The following is a 22997-nucleotide window of genomic DNA, read 5'->3' as shown; positions in this document are numbered from 1 at the left end:
AGTCCGTCAATGGGGTTGCCACGATTCGAGCTGGCGCAACAATTCCCGCGAAGTCAGTCGGCGCATCCGCGGACGTAGATATTCGACCTCGGTTTCGCGGTCGAACACGTCGAGTTTTTCACGGGTATGGTGGATCGTTTCTTCCAAGGCGTCGATCCAATCGGCCATGCGGTAATGAAACCCGCTGATTTCGTCGAGTAGTTGACCGATCAACCGCACGATATCGCCGACCGCCTCGCGTCGTTGTTTCGGATCGTCGGTCGTCAGCGCCCGTTTCGCAAGCCACATCAGATCGTGTTCGACCAATTGCCGGGTGAATCCGGCACGAAACAGATCGTACAACGACGGCAGATGAATTCCGTACTTGAGCGTCAACGAGCGGTACCCGGCAAGCAGATCTTGCGTAATCACGCGAGTTCGCTCGCGGACGGCCACTTCCCAGGCGGCGGCCATCGCGCGCTCGTTGCGCTGCATCAACACCTCGTGTGCGAGGAAAATAGGCCGCAGGTTCCACACGGTTCGCTGAAAGAACCCCGCCTGACGCAAGAAATCGAGAAGCATGTACAAGTTCTGGCCGTAGTCCGATTGCGTGGTAATGCCGTTGTAATCGATGTACTCGGCATAGTTCTCGAGGATCGTCTCGAAGATGATTTGCAGGCACCACCGGCATTCACGCCACGGCAATTTTCCCGATTCCAGATCGTCGACCAACGGTGACGAGACGCCGCTTCGACGCGTATCGTCGCACAAGGCCTTGAGGAAGTCGTCGATTCCCTCTTGCAAGATTCCCCGCAGGTTCGGCATCGACATGAAATCTTGTGTGAACAGTCCCGAGCCGTAGCGTTGGATGAACTGCTTCACCATTTGCCACACTTCGGGATCCCGCAGGGGTTCGGCCGACGAGACACGGATGCTCTGCGCGTGTTCCAGCCAAATCTTCAACAATCGTTCGACGACGGCATTGAGGACGTCGAACTTGCGTTCCAACGAGCGGGTGGAGGCCTTCCGCTCGTCGTATTCCTTGGCCAACACCTCGAGGAAGACGTCGAAAATCCCTTGGCACGCGGCGTCGTACATACGGTCGTATTCGGTCACCGAGGCCGGCGCCAACGGCGACTCTTCTTCCATCCGCCGAATCGCCCGCAACAACTGCAACGTCTCGGTGATCAGGCCCAAACACGGCGCATAGCGCAGCAGCCGCCCCAATGCGCGGTGCAGGTTGACCGCGGCAAACAATCGCGAGGGCTCTCCCCCGCGGGCAAGGTGAACGTACAGAATCGGCTCGCTGTGGATTTTCTCGAGTAACGCGGGCCAATGGTCGGAAACCGTCTCGGCATCGCCGTGGAGGATCGCGCGAAAGACGATTCGATACTCGTCCAACCAGCCGCCCCAACGACTTTCCCCCTCGGCGCGGCGGCCGAAGTCCTCGGGAATCGCAGCGGTCAACGCACGCTCGGCGTCGGCCATGGCCACGGCCGTATCGACCACCCGCTCGCAAAACGAAAGCCGCATCACGTTGAGTTGGTCGAACTCGATGATCGACTCGGTACCGCTGCGCGGCCGCGGAATGGGAAAACGATAGACGGTTTCGGCCAGTTGGACCAGCTTGTCGCTGAGTTCGGCGGCCTGCCTGCGCCAGTTCTCGAAGACGTCGAAGCGTTCTTCGTCGGGCTGCGCGATGGGAAAGCAAAACATTGCGGTGTGGTACCACAGCCGCGCCACCGTCATCAGGAAGAGCAAGTGGTTCGTCAAGTAGCGGAACTCCGCACTCAACTCGATGAACAGCGGATTCTCGTCGTCGGCGACCGAACCGTCGACGCCGTCTTCTCCCGAGTCTTGAAAGTCCATTTCTTTCTCGCCCGAGAGCAAATCATCGAAGAACGATTCGTCCAACCGGTCGACCGCATCACGAAAGGCCGAAAGAAACTCGTCCGAGGCGCCTTCGAGCCCCGGCGGGACGTCGTCGTCCTCGGCGGTGTATTCGTCGTACGCGTAGTCTTCCTTGGTCCGATCGATTTCGACGGCGGGCATCAACCCGAATTGCGGCGCCCGCCAGTACTGTTCGCTGTTCGCTTCGAGAAAATCGATGAACCGACGCGTCATTTCCCAGCGTTTGCGATGGGTATTGAGGTCCGGAAGGTCGCCTTGCCAGACCTTGAAAATCCATCGCAGGCAAAACGCGTACAGCGCCCGCATCCCCTCGCCGAAGCTCACCTCGTCGCCGCGGCTGGCCCAGTGCACCAGCAATGCCATCGCCGCCGAAAGGTCGTTGTGATCGAGCAACGTCTCGACGATCAAGGCGTAGTTTTCGGCCGAGTCGAAATGCTCGACACGTTCGCGCCAAAAAGCGATATCGCCCTTTTCGCTTCCCGCCGCACGCCACTCGCGCAACACCTGGGTACCGCGTTCGTGCGCCTCCCACATTTCCAGGGCCGAAAATCCCGGTACGTCTTCGACTTCGTCGGAGCCGAATTGGTCCCACCAATCGGCAAACACGTAGAAGTCGTTCGCGACCATCTTTTCGACCTTGGTCTCTTCGGCCGCGACCGCCTCCTTCCACAGCCTGCCGAAGGTCTCGCACGTTTGTCGGACGAGTTGAATCAACACGTCGATGCGGTCGTCGCGGGTAGACTCCTGCCGGTTGATGAACAACGGGTAATTGCCGCTGAACCCCAAGATGTTCCACGGATCGGCCAACGCCCCGCATTCGATACCGCGATTGATCATGTCGACGACGTCGTCCAGCAGATCGAGAGCCGCGGTGAGACTTTTCGCGTCGATCAGTTCACGAGCCTGAACCAACCGGGCTTCGATCATCGCCCGAAAGCGTCCCGAAACGACATTCGTCTTGCGTGCGTGCTCGAGAGCCAAGTCGACTTCGCCCAGGCGTGCGAACACGCCGGCCAATCGAGCGTGGACTTCCTGCTTCGCCCGCAACTTCGAAATCTCGGTGTTCAGGCTTTGCCTCGCCGTGGCGAACGCCTGATGCTTCACCTTACGTTCTTCGCGCAGTCGCGCACCGTGTTTGCCGCGTTTGTTGCGCAGCAAATGCTCGTAGAACACGTCCCGGTAGCCGGCGATCCGCTCCAACAAGCGAGGCAGGCTCGTTTGCGAGCTGTGCGCGTCGGGGCGATTGCCCGCAACACCGGACCCCATCAAGATCGTGCCCGCCAACACGGCCCCGGCCTCGAACAACCGCTCCTTTCGCGGAATATCGTCGGCTTCCTCCACGCGCTTGAGAATGCAGTCGAGGATCGTCCCCTGGACGACGTATCGGCGGAAGTATCCGTTTTCGTCGATTCGCCGAAAATCCCACGTTCCGAACTGATAGTTCGGCCGTCGATGCGCCGGATGCGTGAAATCGTACGGCCGCGGATCGTACGCCAACTCGTCGAGCAATTCGAGGTCGAGCATGGCGTCTTCGAGAATCCCCTGGGGCGTTCTCTGAAGAATCTTCAGGGCCTCTTCGATGACGCGGCGGTACTTGCCTTCGGCGACCCCCGCTTCGCGCACGTAAAGCGGGACGGGGCAAATAAACTCGTGCTCGTAGGGTTCGAATGCGGTTTTCGATTCGAGCACCGCCGTCGGCCGATAGCCGACATAATCGTTGATCGCCGTGAGTGCCCGATCGAGGATCGCTTCGTCGTCTCCTCCCGCGGTCCCGGCCGCCAGCAGTACCTCGCAACATCGCGCCAGGAAATAGGGCTGACAAACGTCGATGGGACTCCAGTGCAGTAAGAGATCGTGGTGGAATGCGCGGTACCGGTCGAGGAATTTTTCATCGAGCAACCGCAAGATCGTGCGCGCTTGCTCGCTGTTTCGAAAGGCCGTCGATGCTTCGGACAACTCGTCCAGGCGAGCGGTCAGCCGGTCGACGATGACGCCCCAAGGCCTCTTGCGGTCGGCTTTTTTCCGGTCGATTCGGCGGGAATAGATGCGCCCGGCCTTCCAGAAATCGTTCCAGGCCTTGAAGAACTTGGGATCGCGACGGCCCTCCGAGTAGTTCAAGTACCCGAGAATCGCTTCCGTAGACGACCGAAGGGTCGCTTCGCTACTCGTTCGCGCCATACCTTGGTCTTCCCACCATCCGTCTGCTCATTGTCCCTCGAACGATCGTCCGTGCTTGCCGTCGTCCGACCGGAATCGCCGCCCCCCACACGCCGTCATCGCAGGAAAAGACATCCGCCGCACACATCCCCTACCCCTTCTGAAAGGGAAAACCCCCTCGCCAAACAGGGGCATCCGAGGGGGTAGCAACGGATCAGGCTTCATTGTAATGCCGGGTTACAGAGCGGTCTACCAGACGAGGAACGCCCCGCGAGCACACCGGAGAAGCCGTCGCTCCGCCTTGCAACCGCCACAATCAACACAACCCAAACACCTCGCTCCGCCGCCATTTGCCCCAGCTTTCCCAAATCGGTTTTCCTGTTCATTTTGCATGTTTTTCGATTATGATGGTAATGAGATCGGTCCCTTCTCCGTGCCGAAAAGGTGCGGTCGAGGGAACGCTCGTCTCGTCGAAACGACCACCGGCGAGGCGGCTCGGGCGACGCTGCGTCGGGGAGCCACCGGCCCTGGGCGTCGGCGCTTTCGCATGAAGCCGTCGGTCGGTACCTGGAACAACCCTTTTCTCCTGCCGGCAACGAATTGGTGATATCGATGCGAGGAAGGATTGCGTTTCTCGTCGGTGCCGCGATGACGCTCGCACTCGTCATGCCCCGTCCCGCTTCGGTCGAGGGGGCCGAGTTGCTCAACGACATCGCCTTGCACGCCCACAATCTGGAACTGGCCTGGTTCAACCAAGTGCAAATCGACGCCGGACGATCCAAGGTCATCGACGTCTTGCTGTCGAAAGGTCAGTTGTTCGCACTCACCGATTCGGCCATCGTGCAGGCGTTCGATGCCGAGACGGGCGCCACGCAATGGACCACCCGCGTCGGCAATCCCGATCACCTCAGCCAACAGCTTGGGGCCAACGATCGTTACGTCGGAGTGGTGAACGGCTCGTATGTGTACCTTTTGGACCGCCGAAACGGTCGCATCTTGTGGAGTCGTCAACTTGAAGACGCCGCCGGTGCCGGCCCGGCGATCAGCCAGGAATACGTCTTCGTCCCCGCCGTCCGCGGAAAAGTGATGGCCTACCGGTACACCGTCGAAAAACCGCTTTCACCGGAAGATTACCGCAAGGAAGTCTCCGAAACCGAAGCCGAATTGTTGAGTGCCGCCGGAACCGGCACCGACGACCTCGAAGCCGGATTTTCGACCGAGCCGGAAGAAGAACAGATCGAGCTGGAACAACGCGAGTGGACGGGGCTGTTTTGTCAGTCGTACGGCCGCGCCCTCGTGCAACCGATCGTCACCCACGACGTCAAGGGCGAAGAACGCGCCGCATGGCCGACCGACCGCAATTTCGTCTTCGTCGGCGAAATCAACAATGTCACCGGGTTGTTTCTGTTGCGTTACCGACTCACCATGGATGCGCCGAGCGCCGCATCACCGGCGTATCGACCGGCCCCTATCGGCTCGCCCCAGTCGGGAATCTTGTACGTGGCCTCGCAAGACGGCTACGTGTATGCGTTGGAAGAACGCGACGGCACGTTGTTGTGGCGGTATTCCACCGGGTCGCCGATTGTCGAGCCGCCGGCGTTGATCGGTAGCGAGCTGTACGTCGCCAACCAGCTCGGCGGCATTCATTGCATCGACGCCGATACCGGGAAGCCGAAATGGTTCGCGCCCCGCATTCTCCAGTTCGTTGCGGCGAGCGAAACGCGAGTGTACGCGGTCGACAAGCTCAACTTGCTGGCAATTCTCGATCGTGCAACCGGTACACGAATCGACGAAATCGACGTCGTGTCGTACCCGATCCGCTACATGAACACGCAGACGGATCGCATCTACTTATTGACGACGTCGGGCTTGGTTCAGTGCTTGCGGGAAGTCGGTGCCGAGCAACCGACCGTCCACGAGTCGTTCGCTCCGGCCCCTGCCGAGGAAGGTGAGGCGCTGCCCGCGACGGAGCAGCCGCCCGCCGAGGTCAATCCGTTCCAGCCGCAACCGCCCGCCCAGCAGCCGGGTGCCGCGGAAAATCCGTTCCTCGCCCCCTGAGGTACCTGTTCAGCGACTTCGGCCGGCCGCAGCGGCTTTCGCTTCGGCTTGTGCGCGGGCTTGGGCTTCGGCTTGCGGGTCGAACTGCGGATTCGGTTCCCTCGGAATCGGCGCATTCACCCGCTTCTGCCACTCGGTAAGCACGGTCAGCAATTCCTTCGTCTTTTCGGGCTGCACGGAAGCCAGATTCCGGCGCTCGCCGATGTCTTGCCGAAGGTTGTAGAGTTCCAGGGCGCCGTCTTCGAAGTATTGAATCAACTTCCAGTCGCCCAAACGAACGACGCTGCACGGTCGCGTGCGAAAGAGCGGATCCCGCGACTCGTACAACACGGGATTTCCCTGCAAATACGCCGGGAAATGCCAAAACAACGGTCGCGGGCCGAGCGTCTTCTTTTCGCCGGTCAACAGCGGCACGATACTCACGCCGTCGCGGATTTGATCCTGCGGCATGTCTGCCCCGGCCATCTCGCACAAGGTGGGATACAAATCGACGCCGATGATCGGCTCGTGACAGACCGTCCCCGGTTTCACGACACCGGGCCATTTCACGAAGAACGGTTCTCGTATTCCGCCTTCGTAATAGGTGCCCTTGTACCCACGCAACGGATCCATGTCGGTCGCCTGGTAGAAACCGCCGTTGTCGGAGTAGAAAATCACGATCGTGTTTTCGGTCAACCCCAACTCGTCGAGTGTGCGGCAGATGAGTCCGACGCCGTCGTCGACGGCTTGAACCATGGCGGCGTATTGGACGTTGTCGTGCAGCTTGCCGGGCGTCTTCGCCTGGTATTTCGGCAACAACTCTTTCTTACCTTGAAGCGGCGAGTGAACCGCGTAATGCGACAAGTACAACAACCACGGCCGGTCCTTGTTCGCACGAATGAATGCCGCCGCCTCGGCGCTGAGCCGGTCGGTCAGGTATTCGCCGGGAGGCGCATCTTCCAAGCCCGGCGCGTTCGGATGCGGCGGATAATAGCCCTTCGGCGGACTCCCCGAATGATTGCCCCCGATGTTCACGTCGAACCCGTACGGCCGCGGATCATTGCTCAAATGCCACTTGCCCATGATGGCCGTCGTGTAGCCCGCCTTTTGAATGCACTGTGCCCACGTGGTGATCGACGGATCGAGAACGTCCGTCCCCGGCACGTGCAATAGCCGACGATACTTGGCGTTACCCCGCGGCCCTGTTCCCACGTTGTAAATTTCGTGCCGCGGCGTGTACTGTCCCGAGAGCAAACACGCCCGGGCGGGCGCACAGTTTGCCGCGCACGAGTAGGCATTCGTAAACACCATTCCTTCGCGGGCGAGTCGATCGATGTTCGGGGTCTCGAAAAAGTCGCTGCCCATGTACGAGGGATCGCGATACCCCATGTCGTCGATGTACACGAACAGAATGTTCGGTCGCTTGTCGGCCCGCGCCGCGTGCATCCCAAAAACCGTAACCGCAGCGATACCGAGCAGCCCCCAAAGGGCCATTTTCCGAATCGACCAACTCATCGGTTTCGACCTCGTCGTTGGACCACATGACAAAGATTCAGCCTTGTCGACAATATACAGAACGATCGGACGTTGCAACGAAAACGTTGCCCGATCGCACGGGGCGTCTCGAACACTCCAGGCCGAGCCTCGCGCGTGGAAACTCCGACGACACCTCCTGCCGCTTCAGGCCGACGGCGCGTCGTCGTGATCACCGGCCGAAAGCGGCGGGGGCGGCGAGGCGTCCTCTTCTTCCTGCGGCAAAAAGACGGATCGAAAACGCAGGTACAAGAGTGCCGCCGCGAGCAACAATCCGCCGACCGTCAAAAATGCGATGATTCGGTACAGCGGATCCAACGCGTCCAGATCGATCAGGAAAATCTTGACGACAACCACGCCGACTAGCGTCAGCCCACCCCAGCGCACGACTCGTTCGCGGAAAGCGATCCCCAGGGCGATCGCCGCGAAGGCGCCCGCCATCAACACGGAGGAGACCGCCCCGGCCGCGGCTCCCGGCTCGAAGGTCCGGCAGTAATAATAGGCTTCGAGTCCCAAGAACACCGTCGGCAACGACGGCACGAGGGCCAAGCAACACCGCGCCCCTACGGCAAGCGATTTGCGGCTCGATTCGCTTGCGAGGCGCAGTTCATACCATGCTTTGATAGCAACCAAGCCCCCCACCAGCATGCCGATCGAATGCCAACCTGCGTTCTGCACGGCGGCCGCCGGTGTCTCCGCCAGATCACCCTTCATATAGACCATCAGCGTATCGACGACGAAAAACTTCAACGCGCCGATGGTCATGGCACCGCCGAACAGTGCCGCTCCGATATCGTCGCGGGTGGCGATTCCTCGCAACAGGAGACCGCCTGCGACGGCGAACAGCAGCGCGGTCGTCATCGCCCATTGGGCCGCGGGCAACAGGATTCCCAAATCGAGATGCGTTTCGAACACGGCGTAGCCGACGGCCGCAAGCACGCTCCCGGCACACACGACTTGCAATCCCCCGTCGATCAGCCGCTCGAGGGCGGAAGAATTGCTGCTCTCGGTGCGGTCCATCCCAAACCGCTTCGCCGCCCAACCGGCAGCAAAGGCAGCCCCCAGCGGCGGCAGCAAAAGATAGCCGAATCGCCCGTGAAACTGCGATAGAAACTCCGCCCCGGTAATCTCACCGCCGAGATAGGGCCCGAACGCACGATGCCATTCGAATCCCAGGGTGCGAACGAGCACCGCCGCACCCGCTGCCGCAGTCAACGCCGCCAGCGTCGCACTGCGGTTCTTCACGGTCAACCATCCCAGCACGAGCATTTCGCCCGCCCATACCAGCCCTATCCATTCCGGTCGCACGACGAGCGCCGCGCCCGTCGCGGCGAACAGAGCTGTCAACGCCTGCAACACCGCCGTCAAAACGTCCCGGCCTTTGCCCTGCTTGTTCCACGACAAGAATCTGTCGTATCCCGAGAGCAAGAAGAGCTGAATCCCGTAGAAGGCCGTCATGCCCAACGCCGGCCAGGCGATTTGCCGCGGACCGTAAAATCGGCCCATATGGATGCTGAACAGACCGAACGTGACGGCCGCGATCAGGACCATGAAGATCGCATTGAAAACGGTCGATTTTTCGCCTGCCGCCAGGCTCCGTACGGTCGTCGCCCCGCTGAACAAAACGAAAAAGACGGCCCAAAACAGCATCGCCGAGGGCATGTCTTCCACGGCCGACGGTGTCGCCGCCGCCAACCAGCCGTACACGCCCACGAACGAGATGATCGCCAACGGCGCCCAGCCGGCACGAAACGCGAGGAAGAACACGCCCAACGTCAGTGCCGCCAAATAGACATACAGAAACGCGGGATCGCCTTCGCTTCCGGCCAATACGGGAGTGAGATATCCCCCCGTCGCCGCCAATGCCGCGATGAAGTTCGCGTTGTAGACCAGCGCCAGCACGCCTCCCAGTATCGTGATGCCGATCAGCAACGTGAAGGCGACATCCAGTTCGATCAGGTGATAGAACCGCAACGAAGCGAACACCGTCGCGTACAGTGCGGCGATTCCCGCGGCCGTCAAACCGTGCGCCAAGATGCGATATTGCTTGCGGTGAATCAATCCGCCGGTCAGGATGAACGCGACTCCGGCACCGGCCGCCATCAGCGCACGGTACGTCGGCGAGATCCACCCCTGATCGATCGAATACTTCAGGAAGAAACCGATCCCGAACAGCAAGACGAGCACGCCCAAACGAACCAACCAAGCGGTCACCACGGCGTACTCATACGACACGTTCTCGGGCACGTGTTCTTCGCCGACGATGATCCAATTCCAAAACCGGCGCAGTGCCGCGGCAGCCGAAGATGCCTCTTCGCGCTCGGTCGGTTGCGGAGCGACCGGCGTCTTGCGATCGGAAGCGGGGGTTTCGACCAACTCAGCCGAGAAGACTTCGCTCGGTTGCGACGGCACCGGCGGCGGTGTCGCTTGGCTCGTCGTCGGTACGCTCGGGCGCCGGAGGTCCGACGGCATCGGGTTCATTCCCGCGGGACGGCGTGGTCGCGTCCCGCCTTCGCCGGGAAGGCCGCCGACCAGATCGCTTTCTCGGCGCCGTAGCGGTGCGACGGGCGGTTTCGGTGCACGGCGGGGTTCTTCCGGCGGCGAAGGGACCTCGAGCGCCGGTTTCGCAAGCCGCTCGAGCAGCGTGCGCAGTTGATACTTCGTCTCAGAAACATCCCGCCACAACCGCCCTAGGATGCGGTACTGGTGAATCACCAAGCACAGCGTCATCCCGCTCGTCAGGAGCCCCAAACTCGCGAAGAAAATGCTCCACTCTTGGTAGCCCATCAGGCACCTCCAGGCGGAAAACGGCACCGGTCGACGACATACGTTCGGCACAACGCCGGCTAACGCGAGTAGACCCCGTTTTCGGTTCGATTTTCCGCAAAAGCGTGAAAAAGCGATCGAAAGATCGGGGCGAAGGCCGATCGCCCCCTGATCTTATCGAGAAGTTCCCCCCGAACGCATGATCGGTCCCAATCGCGCCAGATGTCGCGCCAAGATCCAAAGACTCGTTCCCCAGGCGACGCCGAACTCCAACGGTGCCCAGGACGGCGTCTGCCGCATCACCACGGCCAACGCCAAGAAAGCACCGCCGATGACGTAACAAAACCCCCAGTACGAGGCCCCCATCATCACGAATCCCATGCTCGCCAACACGGCATACTGGGGATACAACAACCGCAGATCGTACGGGGTGATGATCTGAAGCGTGATCGATCCGACCACATAGGCCAGCCACAAGGCCCAAAGCTGTCGCGCCGCGCCGCCTTGCGGCGGGTACCAGGCCTTGCGATAGAACAACAGCACGGCCGCCATCGCCACAAACTCGATCAGTCGAATCCCGAGGAACCACCCGGCAGGCAAAATCCGGTCCGCTCGTGTGTGAAGCAACCAGAACACGACCGCATGCACGGCCACGATGATCCACACAAAATGCCGCAGCATGTGGCTCCAGGTGAGGAACTCGGCGTCGTACCGACTCCGCTGGAGCGTCCGCACGACGCGTCCGAAAAGCGACATGCTACTGGCGCTGACGGGGTCGCCTTCCAGGTAACGGTTCAAGTCGGCCACCAATGCTTCGGCATTCGGATATCGGTCCCTCGGATCGCGTTCGAGACACTTCAGGCAGATCAATTCCAAATCGCGGGGGATCGCCCGGTTCACGCGGCGAGGTCGCAACGGCTCGCACTCGCGAACGCGCCACAAGACTTCCATCGAGTTCGCCCCCTCGAACGGCGGCCGACCGGTCGTCAACTGGTACAGAATCGCGCCCAAGGCGTAGATGTCGGTCGCCGGTCCCACCGGATGTTTCGTCGCCCCGGCCTGCTCGGGCGACATGTACGCAGGCGTGCCCAAGATCTGGCCCGTCCGCGTCCAATCGCGGTCGGCTTCGAGGATCTTCGCCAACCCGAAGTCCAAGATCCGCGGCCGGTCGTGCTCGTCCAACAAGATGTTCGACGGCTTCAAATCACGATGGACGATTCCCTGTCGATGCGCGTAGGCCGCTGCTTCGGCCAGGGCGCAGACGTACTTCGCCGCTTGTCGCGGAGGCAACGGTCCGTCGCGCACCAACTCGGCGAAGGTCGTTCCCTCGACCAATTCCATCGAGTAGAACAACAGACCGTCGGCCTCGCCGACTTCGAACACCTGCACGATGTTCGGATGCTGAAGTCGAGCCGCCGCTTCAGCCTCGGCGCGAAAGCGCTCGAGCAAACGAGTATCGCCGCTGCGTTCGGGCCGAATCGTCTTCAAGGCGACGATGCGGTTCAGCGTCTTCTGCCGCGCCCGATAGACGACGCCCATTCCGCCCGCGCCGATTTCTTCGAGCAATTCGTAATCGCCCAACGAACCGGAAGGCAAACCGCCGGTCGAAGACGGCGCGTGCTGTCGCGGCGGTAATCCCGAGATACCGGCCGCCACCTGTTGCATGCGATCGTGCTCGGCGAAAAACGCCTCGAGTTCATCGACCAAGTCGGGGTGTTCCCGCAAGGCAGCCCGGCGGTCGAACGGCTTCCCGGACTCGCACGCATCGAGAAAAGCGGCAATTAGCGATTCGAGTCGCCTCCGCCGATCACACGACGCTTCGTTCGGATTGTCGGCAGACGAATCGGCCACGACGTGTTCCCGTCAGGAGTCGCCTTCCAATTGTTTACGCAGCTTCGCCAGCCCGCGATAAACCAACCCCGCCACCGAAGAGGTCGTCTTACCCATGACTTCGGCCACTTGGGCCAACGTGCAACCTTGCCAATAGTACATGACGATGGCGCGGCGTTGTTCCTCGGGTAGCGTGTCGAGTGCCTTGGTCAACCGGAGAGCCTCTTCCGCCCGCATCACGTGACGGCTGGGCGACGTCCCGCCGCAGGAAAGCCATTGTTCCAAGCATGCCGACGAGCGATCGACCGCTTGTTGCAACGGCCGTTCGAGGCGCACGTCGCGTTTGGCGCGTTTGAAGTCGCGAAGCGTTCGCAACAACGTGTTGAGCAGAATGCGTTTCAACCAGCCGGCGAGTTCTTCGTCGCTTTTGCCGCGAAATTGGTCACGGGCCTGGTAGGCTGCCAACAGGGTTTGCTGGACGGCATCCGATGCATCGATCTTGCCCCGCAGCGCCGGAGCGACGTTCGCCTCGGCCAAAACCTTCAGGTAGCCGCGGAACTGTTCGAGCTTTTCGCCGTCGATTGCCGCGGGAATTTTTTTCGGTTCGCTCATGCATTACCACCGACGCAGACAAGCCCCGCCCGACGTGAATTTCCTCCAACCGCCGATCGATCGTGAATCGACGCTCTCAATTGTGGCCTAACGGTATCGGCGATGCCAGCGTGCGCGCGTTGTCGCGATCGGCCGCGTGTGAAATAATGGGGCTTGTCGTCGCGCGGCGTGCCGGTGCGCCGACGCGATCGGGCGCAATCCGATGGTCGGTCGTCGGCCCGACCAAACCGGTACGAACTTCTTGGTCCTATTTGCAGCGAGAACTCTCGCATGTCGCTTCCCGAGCTTTCGCAGGAAGAACTCGAACGATACGCACGGCAGATCGGCGACGGCGTCTTGACCGAAGAAGGTCAACGCCGATTGAAAGCGTCGACCGCCTTGATTACACGCGTGGGCGGAATGGGCGGCCCCGCCTCGTTGATGCTCACCATGGCCGGGGTCGGCCGCGTGATCATTGCGCACGGCGGGAAGCTGATCTCGCCCGACTTGAATCGCCAGGTGCTCGGTTGCGAGGCGGTCTTGGGCGAACCACGTGCCCCGCACTTCGCCGCGTACTTGCGGTCGATGAACCGCTTCGTCGAAGTCGAGGCGATCGATCACGAGCCGGACGACGACGAAGCCCGGGAACTCGCCCGCCGTTGCGACGTGATTCTTTCGTGCCCGCCCACTTTCGAAGAACGACTGCGGTTGAACGCCGCCGCAGTCGAAGCCGGAATTCCTTTCATCGACGCGGCACAATGGGGCATGAGCGGCACGCTGATCGTCGTCAAACCCGGCGAAACGGCCTGCCTGCGCTGCTTGTATCCGAACGATCCGCCGTTCGAAGAGTTCTTTCCCGTCGTCGGCGGTATTTCGTCGGCTATCGGGAGCCTTGCCGCCTTGGAGGCGATCAAGATCCTTTCCGGCTGCGGCAAACCTCTGTACGGCAAAATGTGGACCATCGATAGTTACCAGGCTTACTCGTCGATCGTTTCGTTGCATCGCAACCCCGAATGTCCCGTGTGCGGGCAGAAGCAAGGTGCGTGACCTCTTGCGAAATCGTTCAACGGTCAGGTGAAACCCATGAAGATTCACGTCGTCGTCTCGGGTCGCAATTACCATCGCGCGAACGATTTCCCGACCGAACTCGAACTCCCCGACGGCACCGGTTCGCTCGAGGCCGTTCGGCAACTGCGGGAAAAGCTGGGCGACGATGCACTACCGGAAGGAACGTTGGTAGCCGCCTCCGGCACGCACCTGGGTACGGTTGCGGCCTGCCGCGACGTCCCGCTGCGGGACGGAGACGAACTCGTCTTCATCGCGCCGGTGGCCGGCGGTTGAGACGCAAAAGGCGGTCGTGCTTCGCGGCCGCAGGCGGCCGTCAGTCGGGGGTGTTTCCATGGATTTCGGCGTCACTTGGATCGAGCCGGTTCTTGCCGCGGGCGCGCCGGCTTCTCCGAGCGAACCGCCGTTGTGGCCTGCCGTCGTCTTTTGTGCCTTTTGGTTCACCGTCCTTGGGACGATCTTCGGCAGTTTCTTGAACGTCGTCATCTACCGGCTTCCGCGAGGTTTGAACCTGGCGCATCCGCCGTCGCATTGCCCGCGCTGCAAGGCCCCGATTCGGGCTCGCGACAACGTCCCGGTAGTGGGGTGGCTGCTTCTCGGCGGCCGATGCCGCGATTGCCGCACCCCGATCTCTGCACGCTACCCGGCCGTCGAAGCCGTTTGCGGAATCGTAATGCTCTTGGTCTACCTGGCGTTCGACGGCAAAGGGAGCTGGACGGAATCGCTCGTCTACGGCCGATTCGATGCCGCTTTCTGGAATCGAACACTCGTCATGGTGCAAGGAACGGTCGTATTCCTGACGATCCTCGCCGCCGCGCTGATTGCGTACGACGGGTGTTCCGTTCCTATCCGGTTGTGGCATCCCGCCGCTTTCTTGACGGCAACGTCGATCGTCGTCGCCTGTTTCATGATGCAGTCGCAACCGCCGGGAATCGTCACGATCTTCACCGACAGATTCCCCCTCGCAAAGCACCTGACGGGCGCGGCCCTCGATCCGTGGAGCCTGCTCGTACCCGCAGTCCTGGGCGCTCTCCTGTGGACGATCGTCGCCTGCGTTGGAGAGGGAAACGCCCCCAAACCGGTGCCGGCCGCAATGATCGGTGCCGTGGCGGGCGGGACGTTCGGTGTTTTACCGGTCGTAGCGGCCGGGGCGACGGCCGTCGCAACCCACCTTGTGCGGCTTCGCTTGGCGACAGCAAATCCCAACCTCCAAACCCCCTCTCCTGAAAGAACCAAACCGCCCACCAGGTCCACTTTAGCAGAGACACCCCCACCCTCTAAAGAAGTAGATAGTACTCCGAATCCGCGAACCGACATCGCTCGCGCCCTTCCGATGGTGTATTTATTGATATGCGGACTGGTTTCCATCGCGGCGATCGCTTTCGGGGGATAGCGCAGCCGCGGCATCGTTTTCGGGAATCGGCGTGAATGTCCGATCGGTATCCGGTATCGGTCGGCGGCCTTTGGAACGGCCCTTTTTGGTCGAGCACTTCTCATGAAAGACGAATCCGTGGAATACCCGAAACTGGATCCCAAGCAAAAGGAAGAGAACGTCCGGCGGCTGATCGAGTCGCCCGCCTATCGGGTGGCTTATCGCGACCTGGATTTTCTGGCCAGCCCGGCATTGCGACCGGCTCGAATGGAGTTGGAGCTGCTGAAGCCCGAGCTGCATTTGGAGAAGGAGGGGGTCCGCTCCACGATCGTGGCCTTCGGCAGCGCCCGCATCGCCGATCCCGAAGAGGCCAAGCTCCATTATGAGCAGGCCAAGCATCGCTTGGAGGCGAACCCGGACGATCCGCGTCTCAAACGGGCGGCGGCACGCGCCGAACGGCTCTTGGAGAACAGCCGTTACTACGAACTTGCCCGCGAATTCGCGCGCCTCGTCTCCCGCGAATGCCAGCGGAACGGGAATTGCGAGTTCGTCATTTGTACCGGCGGCGGACCGGGCATCATGGAAGCCGCCAACCGGGGCAGCTACGATGTCGGCGCCAAGTCGATCGGCTTGAACATCCGCCTCCCCATGGAACAAAAGCCGAACCCCTACATCACCCCCGAGTTGTGCTTTCAGTTCCATTACTTCGCGATGCGGAAGTTTCATTTCCTACTGCGGGCGAAGGCGTTGGTCGTCTTCCCCGGCGGGTTCGGCACGCTGGATGAACTGTTCGACGCCTTGACGCTGCGCCAAACCGGCCGGATGCAACCGATCCCGATCGTGATCTTCGGCCGTGAATATTGGGACCGCGTGATCGATTTCCAGTTTCTGGCCGACGAAGGCGTGATCGACGACGAAGATCTCGACTTGATCCACCACGCCGAAACGGCGGAAGAGGCGTGGACGATCATCCAACGCTTCCACGGCATGATCGAGTAAGGGGTCGTCCCGCAGCCCGCGCGCCGCAGACACCCGTCAGAACAGCCGACGAAAGTATTTCTTGCTTTTGCGAATCCCTTGCAATAAAGTAGGGTTTCCTCAGGTGTAGGCAATTTCTTCCCTTTTCTTTTTGCGTCAGGACGCGAGAATTCCTTCATCCCAGGCGGAAAGATCCCTTGTCCACGGCATCTACAAAACGGGCACCTCGAGGTGCCGTGTTCGTCGTTGATCTCAGGCATTGGAAGCCGCCGGTCATGCGGACCGATTCCGCCCTTTCAGTACCTCCGTGAGAATCCCGCCCCGTTGATGAACAATGTCGGCCCTTCGGTTTGCGTCGGGCCGTTGACGATGGTTGTTTCTTTTTGTGTGTGAAAGGTCGAGTTCATGTCTTGGAAATGGAATCTGCCGGTATTGCCGACGCTGGTCTTCGCGTTGATCGCGACCGCAGGCATAGCGTATGCGCAAGCCCCCGCCGCGCCGAGCGCCCCGGGCGCCGAACAAAACGCGGCCGCCGAAGTCCCCGCGGTCCCCGAACAGGGAACGCCCGAGGAGTACCTCCAGTTCATTGAAAAACTCCTCAATCAACCGTTGCCCAATGCGCCTTCGGAACGGCAAAAACTCGCCAAGGCGTTGGTCGCCGCCGCCGACAAGATCCTGGAACAAGAGGCCAACGTCGAAGAAACCGACCAGGCCTTGCAATGGAAGTATCGCGGCTTGATCCTGCAAGCCCAGTCGGGCGACATGAACGCCGTCTTGGGCCTGCGCAGCATGGGCGACGTGTTGGTCGCCAAGGCCGAAGAGGTCTTCAACAACAAGCCGACCGCCGAGCAAGCCGAAACGGCAAGCGACTGGATCTTGCTCGCACTTCGCATGGGCGGCGACAAGTACAGCGACAAGGTCGACGCGATCATCAAGAAGCTCGAAGACGGCGGTCTCGGTGAACTCGCCTCGCAATTGAAGACCTCCGTCCTGCTCGCCAAGCTGCAATCGGCCGATCCGGACCAAGCGAAAGCTCTGCTCGACGAAGCGTTCGCCTTGCTCGATTCGATGGCTGCTTCGATGAGCACTCCCGCGTCCGTCAGCCGCGAAAACGTCACCACGGTGTTGAGCGTCCTCCAAACGCTCGAACGCCTCGTCGACGACCAAGCGAAAGTCGGCAGTTACTACGAAAAATTCGGTAAGCTGTTCAGCGGAGCCGAAGACGAACAGATCAAGGGCCTCGGTGAACGTTTGGCGGGTGTCGCGCGACGTCTTCAACTGATCGGCAACAAGATGGAACTGGCCGGCAAGACTCTCGACGGCGAGGACTTCGACTGGGAAAGCTACCGCGGAAAGGTCGTGCTGGTCGACTTCTTCGCAAGCTGGTGCGGTCCCTGCCGGGCCGAAATGCCCAACGTCAAGAAAAACTACGACCTGTACCACGACAAGGGCTTCGAGGTCGTCGGCATCAGCGTCGATCGTTCGCGGGAAGACCTCGAAAAGTATCTGGCCGACAATCCCGTACCGTGGAAAATCATCTTCAACGAAGACCCGAACGCCGTCGGACCGGCAAACCCCGGCGACTACTACGGTATTCTGGCGATTCCCACGGTGATGCTGGTCGACAAAGACGGCACGGTGATGACCTTCAACGCACGTGGTGAAGCCCTCAGCAACAAGCTGGCCGAAATCTTCGGCCCGGCCGAAGACGACTCGGCCGACAAGTCCGGCGACGCCTCGCAAGGCGAAGGCTGATCATCGCCCCCAAAGCCGCCGGGTGATGGTTCGTCACCCGACGCAGCCAAGCAAAAACGAGCTCCCTCGGCCGCCGTGCGGTCGAGGGAGTTTTCTTTCCGTGTTGTTGCCGCCCGGGCATCCACGAAGGTGGTCGCCCTTGATTCTCACGGCGACTTCTTCCCGGCCGACGGATTCCACGTCCCAAGCCCGGGAAATGCCGGATCCTGCAACTGCGCGGCCCACGCTTCCCACTTTGCTTTCAAGCGTGCAACGCGATCGGCCTCGCCGCTTGCCAGGTTGCGTCGTTCGGAGATGTCGTGCTCGACATCGAACAGGTAGGTTTGCGGCGGCTTCTCTTTGCCGTTGGCGATCCACTTGTAGTCGCCCTCGCGAATCGCTGCCGTGTTCGAGCCGAACCAACGCCAGTAAAGAACGTCATGCGGCCTGCCTTCTTTCTTGCCGGTCAAGTACGGCAACAAGTCGACACCGTCGAGCGGTTTGTCACGCGGCGGTTCGACGCCTGCGCGGGCAAGAATCGTCGCGGCAATGTCGAGCGAAATGACCGGCTTGGTGTAATCGACGCCGGCGGGCAACGTGCCGGTCCACCGCATCGCGAAGGGAACACGAATTCCGCCTTCGAACGGGCTGCCTTTGCCGTCGCGAAGCGGCAAGTTGCGGGATCCGTTCACCTTGAACGGACCGCCGTTGTCGGAAAGGAACACCACCAGTGTATTCTCGGCCAGCCCGTGCCGCTCGATCGCGTCGAGAATCCGTCCGATGCCGTCGTCCAGGGCACTGACCATCGCGGCATAGGTTCTTCGCTTGGGATCTTCGATCGTGCGAAAGCGGGAAAGATACTTTTCGGTGGCTTGAAGCGGCGTGTGCGGCGCGTTGTACGCCACGTACAAGAAGAACGGCCCATCGGCGTACTTCTCGATCGCCGAGACGGCAAAGTCGGAAAGCTCGTCGGTCAGGTAGTCGTCGATCGCCGTGCGGGTGTGGTTGTGCAATAGTTTCGTGCGGTACCATTCCCACTGCCGACGCACTTCCGAGAGGTCTTCCAACGTCAGATCCTCGGGAAAGTAATTGTGCCCGCCGGAGAGGAAACCGAAGAACTCGTCAAATCCCCGTTCGAGCGGATGCAACGTCGGATGTGTCCCCAGATGCCATTTTCCGATTGCGACGCTCGTGTACCCGGCCTTGGACAAATGATCGGCCAACGTGCGTTCGCTCAACGGCAACCCCGCCGTCTCCACTTCGGGGTTGATCGTCGGATTACGACAGAATCCGAAACGATCCTGGTACCGACCGGTCAGCAGTCCGGCGCGGCTGGGGGCGCATACCGAGAAGGTCACGTAGCCTTGCGTCATCCGCACGCCCTGCCGGGCGATCGAGTCGATGTGCGGCGTGGGAATGTCGCGGCACCCGTTGAAACCGACATCCGCGTATCCGAGATCGTCGGCCAACAAGATGACGAGGTTCGGCTTGTCGCCCGGTGCACGAGGGGCCGCCGTCGTCGATCGGCTTCCCGACGCAATCAGGCTCGCGGCGACCAACACGGCAAGTAGGCCTGCAACGGCACGGCATTGCTTTCGGTAATCCATGGAAGAACTCCTGTTTTGAAGCGGCATTCAATTTCGACGACGAAGCATCGACGCGGTGGACCGATGTTTTCATGATAATCGGCCACGGAGACAAGTGCCGCCATCTCGCTGCCCAAGCGGCTTCGGCAACACCCCTGTTGCCGGAACGGGGCAGGCTTACCACGGGCAAGAACGCGAATGCGGCCGAGCCGAAAAGCGACTCGACCGCATTCTGTATGTCGACGTCATGTCGAGGCTGAGTCCGCTCCCGAGGTCGCCTCATGCGATCGGAGCGAACAGTCTCCGTCGATGTCAGGAACAACCGCCGGAATGCCCGCACTGATCGCACAAGTAGCAGGCTCCGACGCGTCGCGTAATGGCCCCGCAGCGCTCACAACACGGGGCATCGGACTGGAACCCGGCGTAGCGTCGTTCGCGTTCGAGTTGCACGCCCACTGCCGCCAGCCGCGAGGCACCGTTGGTGCCGCCGTTTTTCTTGACGATCGACTCGACCAATCGCCCGGTGAAGTGCGGGGCGGGCGGTTCGAGGGTCGTCGTTTCGTGGGAGGTCGGCTCGTCCTTGGCGGGAGTACCGTTGCGCCCGCCGGCCTTCGTGGCGGCGGGCGAGGTCTCTGCCTCACCGTCCTCCTTCACGACGCCGTCGCCCGGCGATGCGGCCTCCTTCGTCTGCGCGGCTTGGCGTTTGCGGTTGGCCTCGGCGTAGCCGGGAAGGAACGTGACGCCCAGCCAGCGGAAGATGTAATCGACCAGGCTCGTCGCATGGCGGATTTCGGGATTCGTCGTGAAGCCCATCGGCTCGAACCGCGTGAAGGAGAACTTCTTGACGTACACCTCCAGCGGAACGCCGTATTGCAGGCCCATCGAGATGGCCGTTCCGAAGCAGTCCATCAACCCGCCGATCGTGCTTCCTTCTTTGGCCATCGTGATGAACAATTCGCCGGGCCGACCGTCGGGATACAAGCCGACGGTAATATAGCCCTCGTGGCCGCCCACGCAGAATTTGTGCGTGACCGACTGCCGCGTGTCGGGCAGTCGCTCGCGGCGCGGCGCCGCGACGACCTTTTGCTCGGCCGAATCCTTTTCGACCTTCTTGGTGGTCAGCGGTTGAGCTTCCTTCGAGCCGTCACGATAAACGGCCAAGGCCTTCAAGCCCAATCGCCAACCTTCCATGTACGCCGCGGCAATGTCTTCCGGCTTGCTGTCGCGCGGCATGTTGACCGTTTTCGAGATGGCTCCCGAGATGAACGGCTGTGCGGCGGCCATCATGGCGATGTGCGCCCGCCAGGCGATCGAACGACCTCCACCCGGCGGCGGGAAGGCACAGTCGAACACCGGAACGTGTTCTTCTTTCAGGTGCGGGGCGCCTTCGATCTTGTCGTTCTTGTCGATGTATTCGACGATCTCTTGGATGGCCTCGTCGTCGTACCCCAACGTCCGCAAGGCCAGCGGAACGGTCCGGTTGACGATCTTCATCATGCCGCCGCCGGCAAGTTGCTTGTACTTGACCAGGGCGATGTCGGGTTCAATGCCCGTCGTGTCGCAGTCCATCATGAAGCTGATGGTACCGGTGGGCGCCAACACCGACATTTGGGCATTGCGGAAGCCGTACCGTCGCCCGTCGGCCAACACCTGGTCCCACATGCGTCGCGCGGCCTCTTTGAGGTATTCCGGTGCCGCCTCGATCCGCTCGGCATGCTCCCAGTGCATTTCCATCACGCGGAGCATCGGTTCACGGTTCTTTTCGAACTCTTGGAACGGCCCCTTCACCCGGGCGATCTCGGCGCTGGCCCGACAGGCGGCAGCCTGCATGATCGCCGTGACGGCGCTGCACATGCCGCGGGCTTCGTTCGAGTCGTAGGCCAATCCGCTGGCCATCAGCAAGCTGCCCAGGTTCGTGTACCCCAACCCGATCGGCCGGAACAACACACTGTTCTTGGCGATCCGCGGCGTCGGATAGCTCGAATGATCGACGAGAATCTCTTGCGCGATGAAGACGATGCGGCAGGCCGCGGCAAACCGTTCGTAGTCGAACACGCCGTCTTCACGGCGGAACTTCATCAGGTTGATGCTGGCGAGGTTACACGCCGAGTTGTCCAGGAACATGTATTCGCTGCACGGATTCGAGGCGTTGATTCGCCCCGAGTTCGGACAGGTATGCCAGCGGTTGATGGTCGTGTCGTATTGCACACCGGGATCGCCGCACGCCCACGCCGACTCGGCCATCTTGTGCAGCAGTTCCTTGGCATCGTAGGTCGGCCCCTCGCGTTCAGGGTCGGTCACCCAGCGCGTCGTCCACGGTCGATCGGCCTCGACGGCCTCCATGAACTCGTCGGTCACCCGGACCGACAAGTTCGCATTCTGGAAGAGGACCGAACTGTAGGCTTCATCGGGCGTGTAGCCGTTCCCGATGAGAATGCGGACCTTTTCTTCTTCCTTGCACTTGCACTCGATGAACTCGAGGATGTCGGGATGCCAGACTTTCAACGACTGCATCTTCGCAGCCCGACGCGTCTTTCCACCGCTTTTCACGACGGCGGCTATCTGGTCGTACACCCGCATGAACGACAACGGTCCCGAAGGCTTTCCACCGCCGGAGAGCTTCTCGCGGTTGGACCGCAAAGTCGATAGATCGGTTCCCGTCCCCGAGCCGAACTTGAACAACATGGCCTCGCTGCGGGCGAGTTCCATGATGTCTTCCATGTTGTCGTCGACGCTTTGGATGAAGCAGGCCGACGACTGCGGATACTCATAGGGGTTCTCGGGTTGGACCGCCTCACCCTTGACGGCGTCGTACCGCCAATTGCACATCGCCCCCTTGATGCCGTATTGGTGGTACAACCCCACGTTGAACCATACCGGCGAGTTGAAGGCCGCATGCTGATGCAGGCACAACCACGTCAATTCGCGGTAGAAATTCTCGGCATCGGCATCCGAGGCGAAATAGCCGTCCTCACGGCCCCAATCGGCGATCGTGCGGGTCACGCGATGAATCAACTGCCGGACACTGGTTTCGCGCTCCGGCGTTCCCTGTTCGCCGTAAAAGTACTTGCTGGCAACGACGTTGGTCGCCAATTGACTCCACGACTCGGGCACTTCACAGTCGTGTTGCTCGAAGTGAACGGTGCCGTCGGCCCCTTTGATCGACGCGGTGCGCTTGCTCCACGTCACCGTGTCGAACGGCGACGCAACATCCTCCGGACAAAACCGCGGTTGGATCCGCAAGCCCGACGTATCGATATGTTTATCTGCCCCGGTCGTCCGGGCCGCAACTTCCTGTTCGCTCATGATCGGCCTCCAAATTGCAAACGATCACACGCCGTGGTAAATATACATCCGTTCAGTTTGCACCGGGAAACGGGCGGACCGATCAGCCTTCACGTGTGGAATCACGGATGAAAGAAGCCCCGCAAACTACGCAAAGCAGGGGACATTCAAGT

13 protein-coding genes are annotated in these 22997 nt (G+C 61.1%); 6 read left to right on the top strand and 7 right to left on the bottom strand.

Annotation, left to right across the window (positions count from 1 at the left end):
* Positions 1-6: 6 nt before the first annotated feature.
* Positions 7-4068: a hypothetical protein gene (locus tag ACYQ2I_RS02965; protein WP_460165500.1), complete on the bottom strand. Its 4062-nt coding sequence runs from the start codon at positions 4066-4068 to the stop codon at positions 7-9.
* A 591-nt stretch (positions 4069-4659) separates the two neighbouring features.
* Here ACYQ2I_RS02965 and ACYQ2I_RS02960 point away from each other — a divergent pair.
* On the top strand, positions 4660-6105 hold the full coding sequence (locus ACYQ2I_RS02960; protein ID WP_460165499.1) for an outer membrane protein assembly factor BamB family protein: 1446 nt from the start codon (positions 4660-4662) through the stop codon (positions 6103-6105).
* Between the two features lie 9 nt (positions 6106-6114).
* Here the strand turns inward: ACYQ2I_RS02960 and ACYQ2I_RS02955 are convergent, their stop codons facing one another.
* The 4 genes from ACYQ2I_RS02955 to ACYQ2I_RS02940 all read right to left on the bottom strand — a co-directional run bounded on the left by ACYQ2I_RS02955 (position 6115) and on the right by ACYQ2I_RS02940 (position 12825).
* Positions 6115-7599: a sulfatase gene (locus ACYQ2I_RS02955; RefSeq protein WP_460165498.1), complete on the bottom strand. Its 1485-nt coding sequence runs from the start codon at positions 7597-7599 to the stop codon at positions 6115-6117.
* A 165-nt stretch (positions 7600-7764) separates the two neighbouring features.
* Positions 7765-10404, bottom strand: coding sequence for a DUF2339 domain-containing protein (locus ACYQ2I_RS02950; RefSeq protein WP_460165497.1), 2640 nt, complete (start codon positions 10402-10404; stop codon positions 7765-7767).
* Positions 10405-10557: 153 nt separating this feature from the next.
* Positions 10558-12234, bottom strand: a complete 1677-nt coding sequence (locus ACYQ2I_RS02945) for a serine/threonine-protein kinase (protein ID WP_460165496.1) — start codon at positions 12232-12234, stop codon at positions 10558-10560.
* Between the two features lie 12 nt (positions 12235-12246).
* Entirely contained in the window at positions 12247-12825 is a 579-nt protein-coding gene (locus ACYQ2I_RS02940) for a sigma-70 family RNA polymerase sigma factor (RefSeq protein ID WP_460165495.1), read from the bottom strand.
* 270 nt (positions 12826-13095) lie between these two features.
* Here ACYQ2I_RS02940 and ACYQ2I_RS02935 point away from each other — a divergent pair, with 270 nt between their 5' ends.
* The 5 genes from ACYQ2I_RS02935 (at position 13096) to ACYQ2I_RS02915 (ending at position 17974) form a co-directional block, all read left to right on the top strand.
* On the top strand, positions 13096-13851 hold the full coding sequence (locus ACYQ2I_RS02935; RefSeq protein WP_460165494.1) for a HesA/MoeB/ThiF family protein: 756 nt from the start codon (positions 13096-13098) through the stop codon (positions 13849-13851).
* A gap of 36 nt (positions 13852-13887) precedes the next feature.
* A complete protein-coding gene (locus ACYQ2I_RS02930; RefSeq protein ID WP_460165493.1) occupies positions 13888-14145 on the top strand; it encodes a MoaD/ThiS family protein in 258 nt (85 codons plus the stop codon).
* A 58-nt stretch (positions 14146-14203) separates the two neighbouring features.
* On the top strand, positions 14204-15262 hold the full coding sequence (locus ACYQ2I_RS02925) for an A24 family peptidase (protein ID WP_460165492.1): 1059 nt from the start codon (positions 14204-14206) through the stop codon (positions 15260-15262).
* 102 nt (positions 15263-15364) lie between these two features.
* A complete protein-coding gene (locus tag ACYQ2I_RS02920) occupies positions 15365-16240 on the top strand; it encodes an LOG family protein (protein WP_460165491.1) in 876 nt (291 codons plus the stop codon).
* A gap of 384 nt (positions 16241-16624) precedes the next feature.
* Positions 16625-17974, top strand: coding sequence for a TlpA disulfide reductase family protein (locus tag ACYQ2I_RS02915; protein WP_460165490.1), 1350 nt, complete (start codon positions 16625-16627; stop codon positions 17972-17974).
* A 146-nt stretch (positions 17975-18120) separates the two neighbouring features.
* Here the strand turns inward: ACYQ2I_RS02915 and ACYQ2I_RS02910 are convergent, their stop codons facing one another.
* Together ACYQ2I_RS02910 and ACYQ2I_RS02905 are read right to left on the bottom strand one after the other, a co-directional pair.
* On the bottom strand, positions 18121-19560 hold the full coding sequence (locus ACYQ2I_RS02910) for a sulfatase-like hydrolase/transferase (RefSeq protein ID WP_460165489.1): 1440 nt from the start codon (positions 19558-19560) through the stop codon (positions 18121-18123).
* 291 nt (positions 19561-19851) lie between these two features.
* Positions 19852-22845 carry a vitamin B12-dependent ribonucleotide reductase gene (locus ACYQ2I_RS02905; RefSeq protein WP_460165488.1) on the bottom strand — a complete coding sequence of 998 codons (2994 nt, stop codon included), beginning with the start codon at positions 22843-22845 and terminating at the stop codon, positions 19852-19854.
* Positions 22846-22997 lie beyond the last annotated feature (152 nt).

This window comes from Thermostilla marina (genome assembly GCF_054657455.1).
Note: the sequence above shows the minus strand (reverse complement) of the source record. Positions and strands in the feature narration are given on the sequence as shown.

Bases quoted from the DNA above. Each gene is read 5' to 3' on its own strand.
- ACYQ2I_RS02965 (WP_460165500.1), bottom strand. From the start codon at position 4,068: ATGGCGCGAACGAGTAGCGAAGCGACCCTTCGGTCGTCTACGGAAGCG.
- ACYQ2I_RS02960 (WP_460165499.1), top strand. From the start codon at position 4,660: ATGCGAGGAAGGATTGCGTTTCTCGTCGGTGCCGCGATGACGCTCGCA.
- ACYQ2I_RS02955 (WP_460165498.1), bottom strand. From the start codon at position 7,599: ATGAGTTGGTCGATTCGGAAAATGGCCCTTTGGGGGCTGCTCGGTATC.
- ACYQ2I_RS02950 (WP_460165497.1), bottom strand. From the start codon at position 10,404: ATGGGCTACCAAGAGTGGAGCATTTTCTTCGCGAGTTTGGGGCTCCTG.
- ACYQ2I_RS02940 (WP_460165495.1), bottom strand. From the start codon at position 12,825: ATGAGCGAACCGAAAAAAATTCCCGCGGCAATCGACGGCGAAAAGCTC.
- ACYQ2I_RS02935 (WP_460165494.1), top strand. From the start codon at position 13,096: ATGTCGCTTCCCGAGCTTTCGCAGGAAGAACTCGAACGATACGCACGG.
- ACYQ2I_RS02930 (WP_460165493.1), top strand. From the start codon at position 13,888: ATGAAGATTCACGTCGTCGTCTCGGGTCGCAATTACCATCGCGCGAAC.
- ACYQ2I_RS02925 (WP_460165492.1), top strand. From the start codon at position 14,204: ATGGATTTCGGCGTCACTTGGATCGAGCCGGTTCTTGCCGCGGGCGCG.
- ACYQ2I_RS02920 (WP_460165491.1), top strand. From the start codon at position 15,365: ATGAAAGACGAATCCGTGGAATACCCGAAACTGGATCCCAAGCAAAAG.
- ACYQ2I_RS02915 (WP_460165490.1), top strand. From the start codon at position 16,625: ATGTCTTGGAAATGGAATCTGCCGGTATTGCCGACGCTGGTCTTCGCG.
- ACYQ2I_RS02910 (WP_460165489.1), bottom strand. From the start codon at position 19,560: ATGGATTACCGAAAGCAATGCCGTGCCGTTGCAGGCCTACTTGCCGTG.
- ACYQ2I_RS02905 (WP_460165488.1), bottom strand. From the start codon at position 22,845: ATGAGCGAACAGGAAGTTGCGGCCCGGACGACCGGGGCAGATAAACAT.